Consider the following 21,543-nt stretch of genomic DNA (forward strand, 5'->3'; position numbering starts at 1 on the left):
GGGGTTACACCCTGTAACGGCCTGGAACGCTTTCCAGGCCGTTTTCATTTAAAGTTCAGCGTCTTGGCAACGTAAGCCGAAGGTAAATCCCTGGTAAAGGCCCTTTGCTAAAACGGTGCCAGTGCTTATCGTTCAACCTCCCCAAGCCGCCATTTCCTGAACAAGGTTCGTTCAACCCATGCAAGCTTCCGTCTCCCGTTCCCCTCGTCGCTGGCTCGTCGGCCTGCTGATCCTGCTGCTGGTGGCCCTGCTGGCCTGGTGGCTGTGGCCTGCATCGCCGGCCAACAAGGAAGCGAGCGGGCGCCCAGGCGGGCGTCCTGGCTTCGGCGCCTCCGCCGACCCGGTGCCGGTGCGCGTGGAGCCGGTGCGCGTCGGTGACTTCCCGCTGTACTACAAGGCCCTGGGCACGGTAACGGCGACCAACACGGTCAACGTGCGCAGCCGGGTGGCCGGCGAGCTGGTCAAGATCCACTTCAAGGAAGGCCAGCAGGTCAAGGCCGGCGACTTGCTTGCCGAGATCGACCCGCGCCCCTACCGCATCGCCCTGCAGCAGGCCGAAGGCACCCTGGCGCAGAACCAGGCCCAGTTGAAGAACGCCCAGGTCGACCTGGCGCGCTACAAGGGCCTGTACGCCGAGGACAGCATCGCCAAGCAGACCCTGGACACCGCCGAGGCCCAGGTGGCGCAGTTCCTGGGCCTGGTCAAGACCAACCAGGCGCAGGTCAACGATGCCCGTCTGAACCTCGAATTCACCCAGATCCGCGCGCCGATCAGCGGCCGCGTGGGCCTGCGCCAGCTCGACCTGGGCAACCTGGTGGCGGCCAACGACACCACCGCGCTGGCGGTGATCACCCAGACCGAACCGATCAACGTCGCCTTCACCCTGCCGGAGACGGAACTGGCCACCGTGCTCGAGCGCTACCGCAGCGGCGCCAGCCTGCCGGTCGAGGCCTGGGATCGTGGCGATGCCAAGCTGCAGTCCACCGGCGTGCTGGGCAGCCCGGACAACCAGATCGACACCACCACCGGCACCCTGAAGTTCAAGGCCCGCTTCGAGAACAAGGACCAGGCCCTGTTCCCCAACCAGTTCGTCAACGTGCGCCTGCTGGCCGATACCCTCAAACAGGTGGTCCTGGCCCCGGCCGCGGCGATCCAGTTCGGCAACGACGGTACCTTCGCCTACGTGGTCAATGCCCAGAACAAGGTCAACATCCGCAAGCTCAAGGTGGGTGCCAGCGATGGCGAGCGCAGCGTGATCCTCGAGGGCCTGGCCGCCGGCGATCGCCTGGTGCTCGAAGGCACCGACCGCCTGCGCGAGGGCAGCCTGGTGGACGTGGTGGAAGACAGCTCGCAAGTCCCGACCACCCCCGGCCAGCACCTGCAGGGCCAGGACGCCAAGGGCTCGGCCCAGGCCGATGAGCCGCGCAAGGCGGGCGCATGAACCTGTCGCGCCTGTTCATCCTCCGTCCGGTCGCCACCACGCTGAGCATGCTGGCCATCGTCCTGGCCGGCCTGATCGCCTACAAGCTGCTGCCGGTCTCGGCCTTGCCCCAGGTCGACTACCCGACCATCCGGGTCATGACCCTGTACCCCGGTGCCAGCCCCCAGGTGATGACCAGCGCGGTCACCGCGCCACTGGAGCGCCAGTTCGGACAGATGCCGGGGCTGACCCAGATGGCCTCGACCAGTTCCGGCGGCGCCTCGGTGCTGACCCTGCGCTTTAGCCTGGACATGAACATGGACGTCGCCGAGCAACAGGTGCAGGCCGCGATCAATGCCGCCAGCAACCTGCTGCCCAGCGACCTGCCGGCACCGCCGGTGTACAACAAGGTCAACCCGGCCGACACCCCGGTGCTGACCCTGGCCATCTCGTCGAAGACCATGCCGTTGCCCAAGCTCAACGACCTGGTCGATACCCGCGTGGCCCAGAAAATCGCCCAGATCAGCGGCGTGGGCATGGTCAGCATCGCCGGCGGCCAGCGCCAGGCGGTGCGGATCAAGGTCAACGTCGATGCCCTGGCCGCCAACGGCCTGAATCTGGACGATGTGCGCACCCTGATCGGTGCCTCCAACGTCAACCAACCCAAGGGCAACTTCGACGGCCCGACCCGGGTGTCGATGCTCGACGCCAACGACCAGCTGCGCTCGCCCGAGGAGTACGCCAACCTCATCCTGGCCTACAACGACGGTGCACCGCTGCGCCTGAAGGACGTCGCCGAGATCGTCGACGGTGCCGAGAACGAGCGCCTGGCGGCCTGGGCCAACGAGAACCAGGCGGTGCTGCTGAACATCCAGCGCCAGCCGGGGGCCAATGTCATCGAGGTGGTCGACCGGATCAAGCAGATGCTGCCGTCGATCACCGACAACCTGCCGGCCGGCCTGGATGTCATGGTCCTCACCGACCGTACCCAGACCATCCGTGCCGCGGTCAAGGACGTGCAGCACGAGCTGCTGATCGCCATCGCCCTGGTGGTGATGGTCACCTTCGTCTTCCTGCGCCGCGTCAGCGCCACGATCATCCCGTCGATCGCCGTGCCGCTGTCGCTGATCGGCACCTTCGGCGTGATGTACCTGGCCGGTTTCTCGATCAACAACCTCACCCTCATGGCCCTGACCATCGCCACCGGTTTCGTGGTGGACGATGCCATCGTCATGCTGGAGAACATCTCCCGGCACATCGAGGAGGGCGAGACGCCGATGCAGGCGGCGCTCAAGGGCGCCCGGCAGATCGGCTTCACCCTGGTGTCGCTGACCTTCTCGCTGATCGCGGTGCTGATCCCGCTGCTGTTCATGGCCGACGTGGTCGGCCGGCTGTTCCGCGAGTTCGCCATCACCCTGGCGGTGGCGATCCTGATCTCCCTGGTGGTGTCCCTGACCCTGACGCCGATGATGTGCGCCCGCCTGCTCAAGCGCGAGCCCAAGGCCGAGGAGCAGGGGCGCTTCTACCGCGCCAGCGGCGCCTGGATCGACTGGCTGATCGAGCACTACGGCAGCGCCCTGCAGTGGGTACTCAAGCACCAGCCGCTGACCCTGATGGTGGCGGTGGCGAGCCTGGCGTTGACCGTGTTCCTCTACCTGATCGTGCCCAAAGGCTTCTTCCCGGTGCAGGACACCGGGGTGATCCAGGGCATCTCCGAGGCGCCGCAGTCGACGTCGTTCGCCGCCATGAGCGAGCGCCAGCAGGCCTTGAGCAAGGTGATCCTGCAGGACCCGGCGGTACAGAGCCTGTCGTCCTACATCGGCGTCGATGGCGACAACGCCACCCTCAACAGCGGCCGCCTGCTGATCAACCTCAAGCCCCATACCCAGCGTGACGTCACCGCCAGCGACGTGATCGACCGCCTGCAGCCGCAACTGGACAAGCTGGTGGGCATCCGCCTGTTCATGCAACCGGTGCAGGACCTGAGCATCGAGGACCGGGTCAGCCGCACCCAGTACCAGTTCAGCCTGTCCTCGCCCGATGCCGACATGCTCGCCGAATGGAGCGGCAAGCTGGTCCAGGCCCTGCAGCAACGGCCCGAGCTCATGGACGTGGCCAGCGATCTGCAGGACAAGGGCCTGCAGGTCTACCTGGTGATCGACCGCGACATGGCCAGCCGCCTCGGCATCAGCGTGTCGCAGATCACCAACGCCCTGTACGACGCCTTCGGCCAGCGGCAGATCTCCACCATCTATACCCAGGCCAGCCAATACCGCGTGGTGCTGCAGTCCCAGGCCGCGTCGAGCATCGGCCCGCAGGCGCTGGAGTCGATCCACGTCAAGGCCAGCGATGGCGGCCAGGTGCGCCTGTCGGCCCTGGCGCGCATCGAGCAGCGCCAGGCGCAACTGGCCATTTCCCATATCGGCCAGTTCCCGGCGGTGATGATGTCGTTCAACCTGGCCCACGGTGCGTCCCTGGGCGAGGCGGTCCAGGTGATCGAGCAGGTGCAGCAGCAGATCGGCATGCCGCTGGGCGTGCAGACCCGCTTCCAGGGCGCCGCCGAGGCGTTCCAGGCGTCGTTGTCGAGCACCTTGCTGCTGATCCTCGCCGCCGTGGTGACCATGTACATCGTGCTGGGCGTGCTCTACGAGAGCTACATCCACCCGGTGACCATCCTCTCGACCCTGCCATCGGCGGCGGTGGGCGCCTTGCTCGCGCTGCTGCTGAGCGGCAACGACCTGGGGATGATCGCCATCATCGGCATCATCCTGCTGATCGGCATCGTCAAGAAGAACGCGATCATGATGATCGACTTCGCCCTGGAGGCCGAGCGCCAGCAGGGCATGAGCCCGCGCGATGCGATCTACCAGGCGGCGCTGCTGCGCTTCCGGCCGATCCTGATGACCACCCTGGCCGCGCTGTTCGGCGCCGTGCCGCTGATGCTCGCCACCGGCTCCGGCGCCGAGTTGCGCCAGCCCCTGGGCCTGGTGATGGTCGGTGGCCTGCTGGTCAGCCAGGTGCTGACGCTGTTCACCACCCCGGTCATCTACCTCTACTTCGACCGCCTTGCACGGCGCTTCGGCAAGCAGCGCCTGACGGAGGAGCCGGCATGAGCAACGGCAAGCTGATCGGTGTGCACGTCGAGCTTGTGGCTGGCCTGGTTTTCTCGTGCGGCTTGCAGCTTGACGCTTGCCGCTTGCATTTCGCCGCCCGGGGCCGCCCATGAACCTGTCCGGCCCGTTCATCCGCCGGCCGGTGGCGACCATGCTGCTGAGCCTGGCGATCATGCTGCTCGGTGGCGTCAGTTTCGGCCTGTTGCCGGTTTCGCCGCTGCCGCAGATGGATTTCCCGGTGATCGTGGTGCAGGCCAACCTGCCGGGCGCGAGCCCCGAGGTCATGGCTGCCACCGTCGCAACGCCCCTGGAGCGCAAGCTTGGCAGCATCGCCGGGGTCAGCACCCTGACCAGCAGTTCCAACCAGGGCTCCACCCGGGTGATCATCGGCTTCGAGATGGGGCGTGACATCGACGGTGCGGCACGCGAAGTGCAGGCGGCCATCAACGCCACCCGCAACCTGTTGCCCAGCGGCATGCGCAGCATGCCCACGTACAAGAAGATCAACCCGTCCCAGGCGCCGATCATGGTGCTGTCGCTGACCTCCGACGTGCTGCAGAAAGGCCAGCTCTACGACCTGGCCGATACCATCCTGGCCCAGAGCCTGGCCCAGGTCAGCGGGGTAGGGGAAGTGCAGATCGGCGGCAGTTCCCTGCCGGCGGTGCGTATCTCCCTGGAGCCGCAGTTGCTCAACCAGTACGGCCTGTCCCTGGACGAGGTGCGCACCGCCGTGGCCAACGCCAACCAGCGCCGGCCCATGGGCTTCGTCGAGGACGCCGAGCGCAACTGGCAGGTGCGCGCCAACGACCAGCTGGAGAAGGCCAAGGACTACGAGCCCCTGGTGATCCGCCAGGAGAATGGCTCGATCCTGCGCCTGTCGGATGTCGCCAGCGTCACCGACGGCGTGGAGAACCGCTACAACAGCGGCTTCTTCAACGACCAGAGCGCCGTGCTGATGGTGGTCAACCGCCAGACCAACGCCAACATCATCGAGACCGTCGAGCAGATCAAGGCCCAGTTGCCTGCCCTGCAGTCGCTGCTGCCGGCCAGCGTCAAGTTGGACGTGGCCATGGACCGTTCGCCGGTGATCAAAGCGACCCTCAAGGAAGCCGAGCACACCCTGCTGATCGCTGTGGCCCTGGTGATCCTGGTGGTCTACCTGTTCCTCGGCAACCTGCGTGCCTCGCTGATCCCGAGCCTTGCGGTACCGGTGTCGCTGGTAGGCACCTTCGCGGTCATGTACCTGTGCGGCTTCTCCCTGAACAACCTGTCGCTGATGGCCTTGATCCTCGCCACGGGCCTGGTGGTGGACGATGCCATCGTGGTGCTGGAGAACATCTCCCGGCACATCGAGGACGGCCAGCCACCGATGCGCGCGGCCTTCCTCGGCGCCAAGGAGGTGGGCTTCACCCTGCTGTCGATGAACGTCTCGCTGGTGGCGGTGTTCGTCTCCATCCTGTTCATGGGGGGCATCGTGCGCGGCCTGTTCCAGGAGTTCTCGATCACCCTGGCGGCGGCGATCATCGTCTCGCTGGTGGTGTCCCTGACCCTCACGCCGATGCTCTGCGCACGCTGGCTCAAGCCGCACCGCGAGGAGCAGAACCGCCTGCAGCGCTGGAGCGAGCAGGTGCACCAGCGCATGGTCGGCGCCTACGACCGCAGCCTGGGCTGGGCCCTGCGCCACAAGCGCCTGACCCTGGTCAGCCTGCTGGTGACCATCGCCGTCAACATTGCCTTGTACGTGGTGGTGCCCAAGACCCTCATGCCGCAACAGGACACCGGCCAGCTGATGGGCTTCATCCGTGGCGACGACAGCCTGTCGTTCACCGTGATGCAGCCGAAGATGGAGGTCTATCGCCGGGCATTGCTGCAGGATCCGGCGGTACAGAGCGTGGCGGGCTTCATCGGTGGCAACAGCGGTACCAACAACGCCATGGTGCTGGTGCGCCTCAAACCGATCAGCGAACGCCGGATATCGGCCCAGCAGGTGATCGAGCGCCTGCGCAAGGAACTGCCCAAGGTGCCTGGCGGGCGCCTGTACCTGATGGCCGACCAGGACCTGCAACTGGGTGGCGGTGGCCGCGACCAGAGCACCTCGCAGTACCTGTACACCCTGCAGAGCGGCGACCTGGCGGCCCTGCGCGAGTGGTTCCCGAAAGTCACCGCGGCCCTGCGCGCCTTGCCGGAGCTGACCGCCATCGACGCCCGTGACGGCGCCGGCACCCAGCAGGTGACCCTGGTGGTGGACCGCGACCAGGCCAAGCGCCTGGGGATCGACATGGACATGGTCACCACGGTGTTGAACAACGCCTACAGCCAGCGCCAGATCTCGACCATCTACGACAGCCTCAACCAGTACCAGGTGGTGCTGGAGATCAACCCGAAGTACGCCTGGGACCCGAGCACCCTGGAGCAGGTCCAGGTGATCACCGCCGAGGGGGCGCGGGTGCCGCTGTCGAGCTTCGCCCGCTACGAGAACAGCCTGGCCAACGATCGGGTCAGCCACGAGGGGCAGTTCGCCTCCGAGGACATCGCCTTCGACGTCGCCGAGGGCTACAGCCCCGACCAGGCCATGGCCGCACTGGAGCGCGCGGTGGCCAAGGTCGGCCTGCCGGAGTCGGTGATCGCCAAGCTCGGCGGCACCGCCGATGCCTTTGCCAAGACCCAGGAAGGCCAGCCGTTCATGATCCTCGGCGCCCTGGTGCTGGTGTACCTGGTACTGGGCATCCTCTACGAGAGCTACATCCACCCGCTGACCATCCTCTCGACCTTGCCCTCGGCCGGCGTCGGCGCTTTGCTCGCGCTCTACGCCACAGGCGGGGAGTTCAGCCTGATTTCGCTGCTGGGGCTGTTCCTGCTGATCGGCGTGGTGAAGAAGAACGCCATCTTGATGATCGACCTGGCCCTGCAGTTCGAACGCAACGACGGCATGAGCCCGGAGGAATCGATCCGCCGCGCCTGCCTGCTGCGCCTGCGCCCGATCCTGATGACCACCCTGGCCGCCATCCTCGGCGCACTGCCGCTGCTGCTCAGCCGCGCCGAGGGCGCCGAGATGCGCCAGCCCCTGGGCCTGACCATCATCGGCGGCCTGGTCTTCAGCCAGGTCCTGACCCTCTACACCACGCCTGTGGTCTACCTGTACCTCGACCGCCTGCGCCACCGCTTCAACCATTGGCGCGGCGTGCGCACCGACGCCGCACTGGAAACCCCGCTATGAACTTTGCCCAGACCCCACTTCATCGTGCCTTCACGCGGCTGACCCGCGGGCGCGGCTCGCGCCTGCTCGGCGCCGGGCTGTGCGTGGCGATGCTCAGTGCCTGTACCTTGAGCCCGGACTACCATCGGCCCGAACTGAGCACGCCGGCCCAGTTCAAGCAGGCCGAAGGCTGGACCCAGGCCAAGCCGTCCGACGCCCTGGCGCGTGGAGCCTGGTGGGAGATCTACGGCGATGCCGGGCTCAACGCGCTGGTCGAGGAGCTCAACCGCAACAACCAGACTGTCGCGCAGTACGAAGCCCAGTACCGCCAGGCCCAGGCACTGGTACGCAGCAGCCGTGGCGCGCTGTTCCCCAGCCTCGACCTGTCCGTGGGCAAGACCCGCTCGGCCCAGGGCACCGGCAGCAGCAGCTCGAGCCTGTCGAACAACAGCAGTGGTATCCGCAATACCTACAACGCCCAGCTCGGTGTGAGCTGGGAGCTGGATCTGTGGGGCAAACTGCGCGAAACGCTCAACGCCAACGAGGCCAGCGCCGAAGCCAGCTTCGCCGACCTTGCGGCGATTCGCCTGAGCCTGCAGTCGGAGCTGGTGCAGAACTACCTGCAACTGCGGGTGATCGATGAGCAGAAGCGGCTGCTGGAAGCGACCGTCGCCGCCTACGCGCGTTCGTTGCGGATGAACGAGAACCAGTACCGCGCGGGCGTCGCCGGCCCGGATGCGGTGGCCCAGGCGCGGACCCAGCTCAAGAGCACCCAGGCCGACCTGATCGACCTGGCCTGGCAGCGCGCCCAGTACGAGAACGCCATCGCCGTGTTGCTGGGCAAGGCACCGGCCGATTTCGCCCTGGCCGACAGCAACGACATCCCGGCCTTGCCGCAGATTCCCCTGGCGCTGCCGTCGCAGTTGCTGGAGCGGCGCCCGGACATCGCCTCGGCCGAGCGTAATGTGATGGCGGCCAACGCCAATATCGGCGTGGCCCGTGCGGCCTACTTCCCAGACCTGACGCTGAGCATGAGTGGCGGTTACTCCAGCAGCAGCTTCAGCAACTGGATCGAGCTGCCCAACCGCTACTGGTCGGTAGGGCCGCAACTGGCCATGACGCTGTTCGATGCCGGCAGGCGCAGTGCCGAAGTCGACCGCACGGTCGCGGTGTATGACCAGACCGTGGCGCAATACCGGCAGACCGTGCTCGATGGCTTCAGGGAAGTGGAGAACTACCTGGTGCAACTGAAGGTGTACGGGGACGAGGCGGTGGTGCGCCAGGAGGCGCTGGATGCCGCCCGCGAGTCGCTGCGCCTGACCGAGAACCAGTACCGTGCCGGGCTGATCGGCTACCTGGACGTGGTCAATGTGCAGACCACGGCGCTGAGCAACGAACGCAGCGTGCTGACCTTGCTGCAGGGGCGGTTGGTGGCCAGCGTGCAACTGATCGCCGCGCTGGGCGGCGGATGGGAAGCGCAGCAGGCGTTTGCCGAGGCGCAGGAGAGCGGACAGGACTGAGCCTGGGTTTTTGGGGGGCGAAGCGGCCCCAATCCCCTTCCTAGAATGGATCCATTCTCATTCGCGAAAACCCGTGCGTTTCAGCAAGGCTTGAGTACAATCATCGGCTTTTTCCGGACCCACTCCGGGCCTGCCGCTGGAACTGCAAATGCTGATCGGTAGCTACTCCTCTTCGCTGGTGTTGATCTCGCTGTGCGTGGCCATCCTGGCGTCCTATACCGCCCTTGATCTCACCGGACGCATCGCCACGGCCAAGGGCCAGGCGGCCTGGCTGTGGATGGGCGGGGGCGCGTTCGCCATGGGCATCGGCATCTGGTCGATGCACTTCATCGGCATGCTCGCCTTCAGCCTGCCCATCGACCTGGGCTATGACCTGGCCCTGACCGCGCTGTCTTTGCTGATCGCCATGCTGTCGTCGGGCTTCGCCCTGTGGCTGGTCAGCCAACCGAGCCTGCCCTGGCCGTCGTTGGCGTTCGGCGCGCTGATCATGGGCGGCGGGATCGCCAGCATGCACTACACCGGCATGGCCGCGTTGCGTATGCAGCCGGGCATCGACTACGACCCGACGCTGTTCGGCGCCTCCCTGGCCATCGCCGTGGGGGCGTCGGCGGCGGCGTTGTGGATCGCCTTCCGCTTGCGCCGGCACACGCCCTACGTGCGCCAGGTACGTGGCGCGGCGGCGGTGTTGATGGGCATCGCCATCGTCGGCATGCACTACACCGGCATGGCGGCGGCCAACTTCCCCGAGGGCAGTTTCTGCGGTGCACTGGCCGGTGGCCTGCGCGGCGATGGCCTGGACTACCTGGTGCTGATCACCACCCTGGCGGTGCTCGCCGTGGCACTGCTCACCTCGGTGCTGGACGCCCGCCTGGAAGCGCGTACCGCGGAGCTGGCCCAGTCGCTGACCCTGGCCAACCAGGAACTGATCCAGCTGGCGCTGCACGACACCCTGACCGGGCTGCCCAACCGCACCCTGCTGGCAGACCGCATCGAGCAGGCCATCGGCAAGGTGGCGGAGCAGGGCGGTTGTTTCGCCCTGATGTTCATCGACCTGGATGGCTTCAAGCCGGTCAACGATGCCTTCGGCCACCATGTCGGCGACCAGTTGCTCAAGGCCGTGGCGGCGCGCCTGCGCGGCCACCTGCACAGCCAGGACACCCTGGCACGCATCGGCGGCGATGAGTTCGTCCTGCTGGTGCAACTGCGCGAGCCGGACGATGCCATGGACGTGGCGGTCAAGCAGGTCAACCTGGTGTCGCGCCCGTTCCGCGTGGCCGAGCACGACCTGCAGCTGTCGGCGAGCCTGGGCATCGTGCTCTACCCGGGCAATGGCCAGGACCAGCACGAACTGCTGCGCAACGCCGATGCCGCCATGTACCACGCCAAGAGCGCCGGCAAGAACGGCTACAGCTTCTTCGACAGTTCGATGAACAGCAACGCCCGCCAGCAGCTGCAGTTGCTCCAGGACCTGCGCGCGGCCCTGGAGCTGGGCCAGTTCCGCCTGCACTACCAGCCCAAGTTCGATGCCGTCGCCCGCCAGCCGATCGGTGCCGAGGCATTGCTGCGCTGGGAACACCCGCAGCACGGCCTGTTGCTGCCGGAGCGCTTCATCGGGCTGGCGGAGAAGACCGGGCTGATCATTCCCATTGGCGAGTGGGTGCTCGACGAGGCCTGCCGGCAGATGCGTCAGTGGCTCGACCAGGGGCACGAGGGCTGGCGCATGGCGGTCAACCTCTCGGCCATCCAGTTCTGCCACGCTGGCCTGGTCGCCAGCGTGGCCCGCGCCCTGGAGGCCAACCGCCTGCCGCCGAACCACCTGACCCTGGAGATCACCGAGACCACCGCCATGCGCGATGCCGACGCCAGCCTGACCGTGCTGCAGAAGCTCGCCGACATGGGCGTGGACCTGTCCATCGACGATTTCGGCACGGGCTATTCCAGCCTGATGTACCTCAAGCGCCTGCCGGCCAACGAGTTGAAGATCGACCGTGGCTTCGTCCGCGACCTGGAGCAGGACAGCGACGACGCCGCGATCGTCTCGGCCATCGTCGCCCTTGGCCAGGCGCTGGGCCTGCGTATCGTCGCCGAAGGGGTGGAAACCGACCGTCAGCAGGCGTTCCTGACCCGCCTGGGATGCGATTCGCTGCAGGGCTACCTGCTCGGCCAGCCAGTGCCGGCCGAGCAGTTCATGGCCGGGCTGGACGCGACGCGCCAGCCCGAGGCGAGCTAACTGGCGTCACGCAAGGTACAGAACGGCACGAACGCCTCCATCTCGGCCTCCACGGCCTCGATGATGCGCTCGACATCGGCGGCGGCCATGATGGTCGCGCAGGGGATACCGGCGATGGCCAGCAAGGTCTCGCCGGTGGCGCGGTCGAACAATCGGGCGACCATGCTGCGCGGCGCATCCATGCTCGCCTCGAAGCCCAAGGGGTGGAAATGCCAGCGCATCACCTGGCAGGCGTTGGGGAACGTCATCTTGTTCATGCCAGCCTCCTTGTCCTGATCCTGAACGCGGTGATCGGGCGGCCGTTCGCTTGGCCGGTGGGAATGTAACGATAGCAGCTGCATCGCCAGTGTCCCGTGGAAAACATGACAAATGTGCGAACGCATGATGTCGATCACAGCCCCGGTAGGGATGACCAGGGCCAGGCCGAAGGCCCTGGCAAACGTTTTCTGCGGTGAGCGGCGGCCGAGGCGCTTGGGGCGACGTGAGTTCACTGCCCAGCGGGGTTTCGGACCAACGGTGCCGCTCGCCCGGCCTGCGTCACCCCGGCATGCCGTCGATCCGCGGGCGCAGCAGGATCGGTAGGTAATGCCAGAGGAACAGCAGCAACGCCAGGCTCCAGCCCAGCACCGACAGGCTCAGCCCCAGCGGTGTGAAAGGCGCCAGCAGCACCCGCGCCAACGCCGCCAGCTGCATCAGGGCGAAGGCCCAGGCGATGAGGGCGGGCACCTGCAGCGGGCGGCCGGTATGGCCGAGGCTGACTCGCGCCATCATCGCCACGATCAAGCCGGTCATGGCGCCGACGCTCAGGGCATGAGTGGCCAGGCTCGGGTTCAGTGCCAGCCCGGCGTGCCACAGGGCCATGCCCAGGCAGGCCAGCAGCAGCCAGGCATAGGCCAGGTGCAACGACCATAGCAGCGGTACCCGCCAGATACCCCGGGCGTGCCAGTGCGCCAAGCGTACCGCATGAAGCACGGCCAGGGCGGCGAACAAGGCGGCCAAGGGCAGGCGAGGCGTATCGCCCAGGCCGGCGACGAAGGTCAGCGGCACGGCGACGCTGAGCGCCAGGCACAGCCGGTCCAGCCAGGGGCGGGCGGGGGCGGGTGTCATATCGCCCAGGCCGCGGCGGGTGAAGAACGGAATGACCCGCCCGCCGATCACCGTCATCATCGCCGCCACCAGCCACAGGCCGGCGAAAACCCCGCGACGTTGCCACAGTTCGTCCTGGCGCAGCCAGCCAACCAGGGTCAGCCACTGGCAGGCGGCCAACAGCAGGACCAAGCCGACGATCGGGTAATTGTTGCGCAGGCGCCGCCGCACGATGGGCTGCGCCAGGGCCAGGGCGACCAGGGGCAGGAAGCTGCCTTGCACCAGTACCAGCAGCCAGCCCGGCAGGGGCAGGAACCAACTGGCCCGGCCCAGCAGCCAGAGCAGGAACAAGCCTGCCAAGGGCCGCCCGCTCAGGCCCGCGATGCCGCTCCAGTTCTGCACGGCGGTGAGCAGGAAGCCCGCGACGATGGCCGCGGCGAAGCCGTAGAGCATCTCGTGGCGGTGCCAGGCCAGCATGCCGCCGGGCGGCGTTGGTGCGAGCACGCCAAGCAGCACGCCGCCCCACAGCAGCAGGGCGACCAGAGCGAACAGGCTGCCGCCGAGGAAGAACGGACGAAAACCCAGGGCCCAGAGGGCCTGGCGCGGGCGGGAAGCGATCGGCTGGGCGAGCATGGCGGACCTTCGTTCGAACAGTGGGCATCTAATGAGGTACCATCACGAACCGTGCCATCGGCAAAAGCCTTGTATATCAAGGTGATGGCATGGTGCGGAGTCGCTATGACTCCATGTTTCGCTGTCAATTCGACATCCATAAAGGTCGAAATGACTCGCTTGATGCATTGCAGCCCCCTGCTGCGCTACAGGATCCACGTTTTGTCCGATCTTCTGCTCAATCCACTGTTGCAGTACCTGGCCCGCCTGGCGCCTTCGAGCCAGCTGACCATGCGCTACATCCTCCAGGATGCCGCCGACCGGCTGGGCTTCGTCGACTGCGATATCGCCGAGGTGCCCTGGCACCGCCTCGAACCCGGCCACGTCGTCGCCCTGGTGGCAGCGCTGCGTGCCGATGGCTATGCGCCCAATACCTCGTCCTTGTACGTCAACGCCGTGCGCGGGGTGATGAACGAGGCCTGGCGCCAGGGCCTGATCGACCATGAGCGGCTGCTGCGCATCCGCGAGGTCAAGCCGGCCAGCGGCAGCCGCCTGCCGCCGGGGCGCAACCTGCGGCGCAGCCTGATCCGTGAATTGATGGAGCTCTGCGCCGCCGACCCACGGCCGCAGGGTGTGCGCGACGCGGCGATCATCGCCTTGCTGTATGGCACGGGCATGCGCAAGTCGGAATCGGTGGACATCGACCTGGACCAGGTGGACTTCCAGGCGCGCAGCCTGCAAGTCGTGGGCAAGGGCAATCGCCAGCTGATCAAGTACGCGCCGACCTGGGCCTTCGAGAAGTTGCAGGCCTGGCTCGACCTGCGGCGCGCACAGTTGCCTGCTGGCGAGCCGGACGATCCGTTCCTGTTCAACCGTATCCGCCGTGGCAACCACATCACCCGCGCGCGGATCACCAAGCACGCCATCTACTACATCGCCCGCCAGCGCGGTGCTCAGGTAGGGGTGAAGATCATGCCGCACGATTTCCGCCGCGCCTTCATCACCCGGGTCATCGAGGAGCACGACTTGTCGATCGCCCAGAAGCTGGCGCATCACGCCAACATCCAGACCACCGCGAGCTATGACCGGCGCGACGACAACGAGCGGCGGCGGGCCGTCGACCGCTTCGATTACTGAGCTCCAGCGTGTAGTTTGAAGCGTGCAGCTGGCATTCAGTGAATGCTCGAGGCCAGTTCGAAGATCGGCATGTACATGAGGATCACGATCAGGCCGATCAGCAGGCCGATGAAGGTCATCAGCAGCGGCTCGAACAGGCGCACGAACCATTCCACCCAGCGGCCGATTTCCTGGTCGTGGAAGTCGGCGCAGCGCTCGAGCATCTCGCCGAGGTTGCCTGATTGCTCGCCAGCCCGCAGCAGGCGCAGGGACACCGGTGTCACCAGTTGCCCGGCTTCCAGTGCGTCGGACAGCGGCAGGCCTTCGCCGACCCGCTGACGGGCCTGCGCCAGGCCGGCCGCCGCGGCGCTGCCGAGCAGGCCGCGGGCCATGTCCATGGCGGTGAGGATGGGGATACCCCCCTGCAGGAGAATGCCCAGCGAACGGTAGAAGCGCGCCAGTTCGTACATCACCAGGCGTTGGTGCAGGGCGGGCCAACGGCGTACCTGGCGGCCTGCCCAGCGTCGCAGCGCTGGATGCCGGCGCAGCAGGACCAGGGCCGTGATACCGGCCAGCGTCGCCAGTGCCAGGGGCAGTCGCTGGGCGTGCAGGAACAGGCCGATCTGCATCAGCCCGCGCGACAACCAGGGCAACTCGCTGCCCATGCCTTCGAACACCAGGCTGAAGCGCGGCACCACATAGCCCAGCAGGAACAGCACCACGCCGCCGCCCACCAGCAGCAGGAGCAGGGGGTAGACCGAGGCGCCGACCAGCTTCTGCCGGACCAGGTCCAGGCGCTGGCGATAGCCGATGTAGCGGGCCAGGGCGTCGCCCAGGGCGCCGGTGCGTTCGCTCGATTGCACCAGCGCTACGTACAGGGCGGGAAACACCCGTGGCTGCTGCCCCAGGGCCTGGGACAAGGAGCGGCCCTCGTAGAGCTGGCGCACCAGCGCCTCGAGGACCTTGCGCGCCGACGCGCTGGGCGCTTTCTCGGCCAGGCTCTCCAAGGCATCGATCAGCGGCAGGCCAGCCTCGAGCAGGGTGCCCAACTCCTGGCTGAACAGCACCAGGTCGAAATCCGCCGCCCGGCGCCAGGGCAGGGCATGCAGCAGGCCGCCAGCGCCGCGCACGCTGACCACCCGCAGGCCCTGGTCCTCGGCCTGGCGGCGTGCCTGCTCGGCATCCTCGGCATCGACCTGCAACTGGACGATGCCATGCCGGCCCAGGGCCTTGAGGCTGTAGCGCATGGTTGCCTCTCCCTACTGCCAACTGGTGATTTCGGCGTTTTCCCCGTCGCCGCCAGGCTGGCCGTCCTTGCCCATGGACAGCAGGTCGTACTCGCCGCCGTTCTCGCCGGGCTGGCGATAGATGTACGGGCGGCCCCAGGGGTCATGGGGCACCGCTTTCTGCAGGTAGGGGCCCGACCAGCGTGGCTCGCCGCTGGGGGCGCTGACCAGCGCCTGCAGGCCTTGCTCGCTGCTGGGGTAGTGGCCGACCTCCAGGCGGTACAGGTCCAGGGCCTTGCCCAGGCCTTCGATCTGCGCCCGGGCCACCTTCGCTTCGGAGCGGCCGAGCTGGCTGAAATACTTGGGCGCGACGATGCCGGCCAGTAGGCCAAGCACCACCAGGACCACCAGGAGTTCGAGCAGGGTGAAGCCGCGTTGGCGGATGGATCTGCGCTGCATGGTGAAACCCTCCAGGGCGTGTGGGCAGGTCTTTGCCAGCACCATGCAACAGCCGTGCACGTCTGTTGCGCGGCCTTGCGCCATGCGGCACGGCAGGCGGCACAGTGCTTGCGTCGTAGCTGCAAACCCTGGGTTTTCCGGGGCATTTCCCCCACTTCGGGGGCTCGACGGGGAGGCGGCCGACATGCGTGGAGTCATCCTTGGGTTGATCTGGCTGGCGGCAGGGATCGCCCAGGCCGACGTGTACATTTCCCGCGACGCCCAGGGCGTCTATGTGCTGTCCAACGTGCATCGGCCAGGGCGGCACTACGAGAAGGTCATCCGCGAGTCGCTGGCCCAGGCCGGGCCCGTCGATGCCCAACTGGTCACCGGCCGGCCATACGCCGACCTGGTGGCCGCCGCAGCGCAGGCCCACGGTGTGCCCCAGGCCTTGTTGCATGCGCTGATCAAGGCCGAATCCGGCTACAACCCCAAGGCACGCTCGCCCAAGGGTGCACAGGGGCTGATGCAGCTGATGCCGGATACCGCGCGGGAAATGGGGGTCAAGGACGTGCTCGACCCGCAGGACAACCTACAGGGCGGGGCGCGTTACCTCAAACGCATGCTCACCCTGTTCGACAACGACATCACCCTGGCGGTGGCGGCCTACAATGCCGGGCCCGAGGCGGTGCTCAGCCGTGGCCGGGTGGTGCCGCCGTTCGCCGAGACGCGCCGCTACGTGCCCAATGTGCTGAACGAGTACCGCCGGCTGCAGGGGCTGGCCGAGGATGCGCCGTTGTAGCGGCGAAAAGCCACAAGTGCTCCATGGTTCCCCAACTCTGGGCTATAACCTTGAAGAAGGCGCCCACCGCTGGAGTCCGCCATGGACATCGCTCCCCGTTCCGACACCCTGGTTGTACCTAGCGACGGCGATGCCGGGGCGGTGCGCAAGCCGTTCGACCTGTTGCGCTGGTACGCCTGGGTCAGCCTGGCCATCATCGTCTCGGTGGCTGTCGGGCTGGGGCTGATTTCCAGCCGCTTCATCATCAACGAGAGCGTCGAGCGCGACGCGCTGCTCACCGCCCAGTTCATCCAGTCAATCGCCGATGCGGAAGTGCGCCATGTGGCGATCCCCAACGTGCGCACCATGGGCGAGCTGCTCGACCCGCGCATGGATCAGGCCATGCCCGACGTCGACCCGGATGCCCGGCGCAAGGCCCGGGGTGAGTTCCTCGACCACATCGCCCACCTGCCGGACATGCTGCTGGCCAACATCTATGCCCCCGACCGCACGGTGATCTGGTCGAGCAACCCGGCGCTGACCGGCAAGGTGATCGAGTCCGACGACGACCTGGAGCGGGCCTTCGAATACAAGATGCGGGTCTCGGCCAGCTACCACGACTTCGACGACGCCCGCAGCGAGCAGAAATTCGTGACCCCGCCCCAGCAGCTGTTCATCGAGAACTACATCCCGCTGTTCGATGCCGATGGCGAACGGGTTGCCGCCATGGTGGAGATCTACAAGGAACCCCACGACCTGATCGTGCGCATCGAGCATGGGCTGCTGCTGATCTGGCTGGCCATCGCCGTGGGCGCCGCGGTGGTGTACCTCGGCCTGTACGGGATCATGCGCCGTGCCGCACGCACGTTGGAGGTCCAGCAGAAGCGGCTGATCAGCAACGAGACCTTCGTGGCGCTGGGCGAGGTGTCCTCGGCGGTGGCCCACAGCCTGCGCAACCCGCTGGCCAGCATCCGTTCCAGCGCCGAGCTGGCCCAGGCCTTCGACGAAGGGCCGGCGCAGAAGAACATCAGCGACATCATCAGCCAGGTCGACCGCATGGCCCAATGGGTGCGCCAGTTGCTGCAGTCGCTGCGTCCGCTCAACGACGAGGCAGTGCCGGTGGACCTGCCCCAGGCCTTGCAGGAAAGCCTGCAGGCGTTCTCCGTGCCTCTGGTGCGCAGTGGTGTGAGCCTGGATGTCTGCCCATTGCCGTCACTGCGGGTGCTGGGTCACCCGGTACTGATCGGGCAGATCTTCAACAGCCTGATCGCCAATGCCCTGGAGGCGATGGAGCAGGGTGGGCACTTGCGCGTGGAGGTGGTGCGCCAGGACCGGCGCAGCCTGACCCTGCGCCTGTCGGATACCGGCAAGGGCATGAGCGAGCAACAGCAACGCATGGCCTTTCGGCCGTTCTTCACCACCAAGCAGGGTGGGTTGGGTGTGGGGCTGGTGCTGGTCAAGCGGATCATGGAGCGCTTCGGCGGCTCGATTCGCCTGAGCAGTCGTGAAGGCGAGGGGACCAGTGTCTCACTCAGTTTCCGACTGGCCAAGTCCTGATAATTGACTTTCTATTTATCTAGTAACTTATTGTTTTAAAATGGATTAATGGTTTTGGGGTGAACATTACCCAAATGTGGGGAATCAACCTCCAATCAATGAGAAGTAATTTTTCTATCTATTTGATAGTAAAGAAAATTTCATTAAAAATGATTGCTGGCTGATTTCTTGCACAGCAGCCATGACGACCAACGGCGGCTGCAGCTGCTCTGGCGAACTGCTATCACCTTGCTACGTGCGGTAACGATACCGTGGCGACATCCACCGAAGGCCTCCAGGCGGGAACGACGCGATGCAGACGCTGGAACACGATGTCCCCGACAAGGCCTCCCTCCCATCCAGTGGGCTGGCTGCGCCGCTGCGCGAGTTCAACCTGCTGCGCTGGTTCTCCCTCATCAGCCTGCTGATCATCGCTTCGGTGGCCGGCGGGCTGGGCTACGTCTCGACCCGCTTCGTGGTGCGCGACAGCGTCGAGCGCGACGCCATGCTCACTGCCCAGTTCATCCAGGCCATGGCCCAGGCCGAAGTGCGCCATTCGCAGTTGCCGCCGGGCACCACCATGGGCGAGCTGCTCGACCCACGGCTGGACAGCCAGCACCTGCAGGTGAGCCCGGCGCTGGCGCGGTCGACCCGCACGGAGTTCCTCGACCATGTCGAGCACCTGCCCGATACCCTGCTGGCCAATGTCTATGCCCGTGATCGGACGATCGTCTGGTCCACCAATCCCCAGTTGATCGGCAAGCGCATCTCTGCCGATGGCGACCTGGACCATGCCTTCCGCTCGCGCAAGGCCGTCTCGGCGAGCTACCACCAGGCCGAGGACGACCGCGAGGAACAGAAATTCCTGCGCGAACCCCGCTACCTGTTCATCGAGAACTACATCCCGCTGTTCGACAGCCAGGGCGAGCAGGTGCTGTCGATGGTGGAGATCTACAAGGAGCCGCAGGACCTGGTGCGGCGCATCCAGCGCGGTTATGTGCTGATCTGGGTCTCGACCCTGCTGGGTGGGGCGCTGATCTACTTCGGCCTGTTCTGGATCGTGCGCCGCGCGGCGCTGTTGCTGCATCACCAGCAGGACCGCCTGGTGGCCAGCGAGACCTACGTGGCCCTGGGCGAGATGTCCTCGGCGGTGGCCCACAGCCTGCGCAACCCGCTGGCCAACATCCGCTCCAGCGCCGAGCTGGCCCAGGACATCGCCAGCGAGCCGGCGCGCAAGAACATCAACGACATCATCAGCCAGGTCGACCGCATGTCGCGGTGGGTGCGCGACCTGCTGGTGTCGCTGCGCCCGGCCAGCGACGAGGTCGAGGCGGTGGACCTGGTGGCGGCGGTGGAGGATACCCGCCTGGCCTTCGCCCAGCAGATCGAGCGCCATGGCGTGCAGTTCAGCTTCGCAGGGCCCGCATTGCAGTGGGTGGCCAGCCAGCCACTGCAACTGACGCAGATCCTCAACAGCCTGTTCGCCAATGCCCTGGAGGCGATGCCCCAGGGCGGCCACCTGCGGGTCGAGGTCAGGCGCCTGGAGGGGCAGCGGGTGCAGTTGCTGCTCAGCGACACCGGCAAGGGCATGAGCCAGCAGCAGGAGCGAATGGTGTTCAAGCCGTTCTTCACCACCAAGCAGGGCGGCCTCGGCGTGGGCCTGGCCCTGGTCAAGCGCATCATGGAACGCTTTGGCGGCTCGGTCAGCCTTCACAGCCGCGAAGAGGAAGGAACCCGCGTCAGCCTGATCTTCAATATCGCAGCGGGAGGGGACCATGGAGCCCAGCATTCTGGTGGTCGAGGATGACGAGATCCTCGCCGACAACATCCGCACCTACCTCGGCCTCAAGGGCTTCGAGGTCACGGTCTGCCACAGCGCGGAACAGGCCCTGGAGCAGGTCAGGCGGGTCCAGCCCGATGCGGTGCTGACCGACAACTCGCTGCCTGGCATGAGCGGCCATGACCTGTTGCGCAACCTGGTGGCCCAGGCTCCGGCGCTCAAGGTGATCATGATGACCGGCTATGGCAACGTCGAGGATGCCGTGCTGGCCATGAAGGAGGGTGCCTTCCACTACCTGACCAAGCCGGTGGTGCTGGCCGAACTCAAGCTGATGCTGGACAAGGCCCTGGCTGCCGAGCGCATGGAGCGCACCCTGTCGTTCTACCAGGAGCGCGAAGCGCAGCGCTCCGGCTTGCAGGCGTTGATCGGCGAATCGCCGGCCATGCAGGGCCTCAAGCACACCCTGCGGCAGTTGCTCGATGCCGAACAGCGCATGGCCAGCGGCGACCTGCCGCCGGTGCTGATCGAAGGCGAGACGGGCACCGGCAAGGAACTGGTGGCGCGTGCCTTGCATTTCGACGGCACGCGCAGCAAGGGGCCGTTCATCGAGTTCAACTGCGCCTCGATCCCTGCCAACCTGCTGGAAGCCGAGCTGTTCGGGCATGAGAAGGGGGCCTTCACCGATGCCAAGGAGCGCCGGGTGGGCCTGGTCGAGGCGGCGGACGGGGGGACGCTGTTCCTCGACGAGATCGGCGAAATGGACCTGGTGCTGCAGGCCAAGCTGCTCAAGCTGCTGGAGGATCGCTGCATCCGCCGTATCGGCGCGGTCAAGGAGCGCAAGGTCGACCTGCGGGTGATCAGCGCCACCAACTGCAACCTGGAGCAGATGGTGCAGCAGGGCAAGTTCCGTCGCGACCTGTTCTTCCGCCTGCGCATCATTGCCCTGAAGGTGCCACGGCTGTACGCCCGCGGCCAGGACATCCTGCTGCTGGCGCGGCATTTCCTCGCCTACCATGGGCGCCGCTACGGCAAGCCCAACCTGCGTTTCTCCACCGAGGCCGAGGCGCTGATGCTCGGCTACAGCTGGCCGGGCAACGTGCGCGAGCTGCGCAACATGCTCGAGCAGACGGTGCTGCTGGCGCCCACCGAGGTGATTGCTGCGCACCAGTTGAACCTGTGCATGACACTGGTCGACGAACCCCTGGCCCAGGCTGCGCCACCGGTTTTCGAGGCGCCGCGGCACGAGCCGGAGGCGGGCACCAGCCTGCCGGACATGGAACGCGACCTGGTGTGCCGGACGCTGGACCGTACCGACTGGAACGTCACCAAGTCGGCGCGCTTGCTGGGGTTGTCACGGGACATGCTGCGCTATCGGATCGAGAAGCTTGGGCTGACGCGGCCGGACAAGCGGCAGTGGTGAGCGGTTGGGGCTGCACCGCAGCCCCAATGCCCCTAGCGCTGGCCATCGTCGTCAGCATCGTCCTGGCCC

Annotated in this window: 14 protein-coding genes; 10 read left to right on the forward strand and 4 right to left on the reverse strand. The window is 66.6% G+C overall.

The genetic code is table 11. The annotated features are described in order from the left end of the window. Positions 1-178: 178 nt before the first annotated feature. The 5 genes from WCE05_RS05700 (at position 179) to WCE05_RS05720 (ending at position 11,479) form a co-directional block, all read left to right on the forward strand. Positions 179-1,441 carry an MdtA/MuxA family multidrug efflux RND transporter periplasmic adaptor subunit gene (locus WCE05_RS05700; RefSeq protein ID WP_225789084.1) on the forward strand — a complete coding sequence of 421 codons (1,263 nt, stop codon included), beginning with the start codon at positions 179-181 and terminating at the stop codon, positions 1,439-1,441. Further along, positions 1,438-4,533, forward strand: a complete 3,096-nt coding sequence (locus WCE05_RS05705; protein ID WP_225789085.1) for an MdtB/MuxB family multidrug efflux RND transporter permease subunit — start codon at positions 1,438-1,440, stop codon at positions 4,531-4,533. Before WCE05_RS05700 ends, WCE05_RS05705 begins: the two co-directional genes overlap by 4 nt. A 109-nt stretch (positions 4,534-4,642) precedes the next feature. Beyond that, positions 4,643-7,750, forward strand: a complete 3,108-nt coding sequence (locus tag WCE05_RS05710) for an efflux RND transporter permease subunit (protein ID WP_225789086.1) — start codon at positions 4,643-4,645, stop codon at positions 7,748-7,750. Then, positions 7,747-9,249, forward strand: coding sequence for an efflux transporter outer membrane subunit (locus tag WCE05_RS05715; protein WP_225789087.1), 1,503 nt, complete (start codon positions 7,747-7,749; stop codon positions 9,247-9,249). The genes WCE05_RS05710 and WCE05_RS05715 overlap by 4 nt, the downstream gene beginning before the upstream one ends. Positions 9,250-9,397: 148 nt before the next feature. After that, entirely contained in the window at positions 9,398-11,479 is a 2,082-nt protein-coding gene (locus tag WCE05_RS05720) for a bifunctional diguanylate cyclase/phosphodiesterase (RefSeq protein ID WP_225789088.1), read from the forward strand. Here WCE05_RS05720 and WCE05_RS05725 read toward each other — a convergent pair. Both WCE05_RS05725 and WCE05_RS05730 read right to left on the reverse strand, forming a co-directional pair. Further along, on the reverse strand, positions 11,476-11,736 hold the full coding sequence (locus WCE05_RS05725; RefSeq protein WP_225789089.1) for a DUF1652 domain-containing protein: 261 nt from the start codon (positions 11,734-11,736) through the stop codon (positions 11,476-11,478). The two genes, WCE05_RS05720 and WCE05_RS05725, sit on opposite strands and share 4 nt — an antisense overlap. A gap of 280 nt (positions 11,737-12,016) precedes the next feature. Continuing rightward, entirely contained in the window at positions 12,017-13,198 is a 1,182-nt protein-coding gene (locus WCE05_RS05730; protein WP_368815579.1) for an NnrS family protein, read from the reverse strand. 201 nt (positions 13,199-13,399) lie between these two features. Here WCE05_RS05730 and xerC point away from each other — a divergent pair, with 201 nt between their 5' ends. Beyond that, positions 13,400-14,314, forward strand: coding sequence for a tyrosine recombinase XerC (xerC, locus tag WCE05_RS05735; protein ID WP_225789091.1), 915 nt, complete (start codon positions 13,400-13,402; stop codon positions 14,312-14,314). A 35-nt stretch (positions 14,315-14,349) separates the two neighbouring features. Here the strand turns inward: xerC and WCE05_RS05740 are convergent, their stop codons facing one another. Together WCE05_RS05740 and gspG are read right to left on the reverse strand one after the other, a co-directional pair. After that, positions 14,350-15,540, reverse strand: coding sequence for a type II secretion system F family protein (locus WCE05_RS05740; protein WP_368815580.1), 1,191 nt, complete (start codon positions 15,538-15,540; stop codon positions 14,350-14,352). 12 nt (positions 15,541-15,552) lie between these two features. Beyond that, positions 15,553-15,978, reverse strand: coding sequence for a type II secretion system major pseudopilin GspG (gspG, locus tag WCE05_RS05745; RefSeq protein WP_225789093.1), 426 nt, complete (start codon positions 15,976-15,978; stop codon positions 15,553-15,555). Between the two features lie 184 nt (positions 15,979-16,162). Here gspG and WCE05_RS05750 point away from each other — a divergent pair, with 184 nt between their 5' ends. The 4 genes from WCE05_RS05750 to WCE05_RS05765 all read left to right on the forward strand — a co-directional run bounded on the left by WCE05_RS05750 (position 16,163) and on the right by WCE05_RS05765 (position 21,474). Continuing rightward, positions 16,163-16,759 (forward strand): lytic transglycosylase domain-containing protein, encoded by a 597-nt coding sequence (locus WCE05_RS05750; RefSeq protein ID WP_225789094.1) that lies wholly within the window; start codon positions 16,163-16,165, stop codon positions 16,757-16,759. Between the two features lie 81 nt (positions 16,760-16,840). Beyond that, positions 16,841-18,295 (forward strand): HAMP domain-containing sensor histidine kinase, encoded by a 1,455-nt coding sequence (locus WCE05_RS05755; protein WP_253102452.1) that lies wholly within the window; start codon positions 16,841-16,843, stop codon positions 18,293-18,295. A gap of 292 nt (positions 18,296-18,587) precedes the next feature. Then, a complete protein-coding gene (locus WCE05_RS05760; RefSeq protein ID WP_368815581.1) occupies positions 18,588-20,081 on the forward strand; it encodes a sensor histidine kinase in 1,494 nt (497 codons plus the stop codon). Continuing rightward, positions 20,050-21,474 carry a sigma-54 dependent transcriptional regulator gene (locus WCE05_RS05765; RefSeq protein WP_253080246.1) on the forward strand — a complete coding sequence of 475 codons (1,425 nt, stop codon included), beginning with the start codon at positions 20,050-20,052 and terminating at the stop codon, positions 21,472-21,474. Before WCE05_RS05760 ends, WCE05_RS05765 begins: the two co-directional genes overlap by 32 nt. Positions 21,475-21,543: the final 69 nt, after the last annotated feature.

Origin of the sequence: Pseudomonas sp. I2, assembly GCF_040984075.1 — a bacterium.
Taxonomy (GTDB): Bacteria; Pseudomonadota; Gammaproteobacteria; order Pseudomonadales; family Pseudomonadaceae; genus Aquipseudomonas; species Aquipseudomonas guariconensis_B.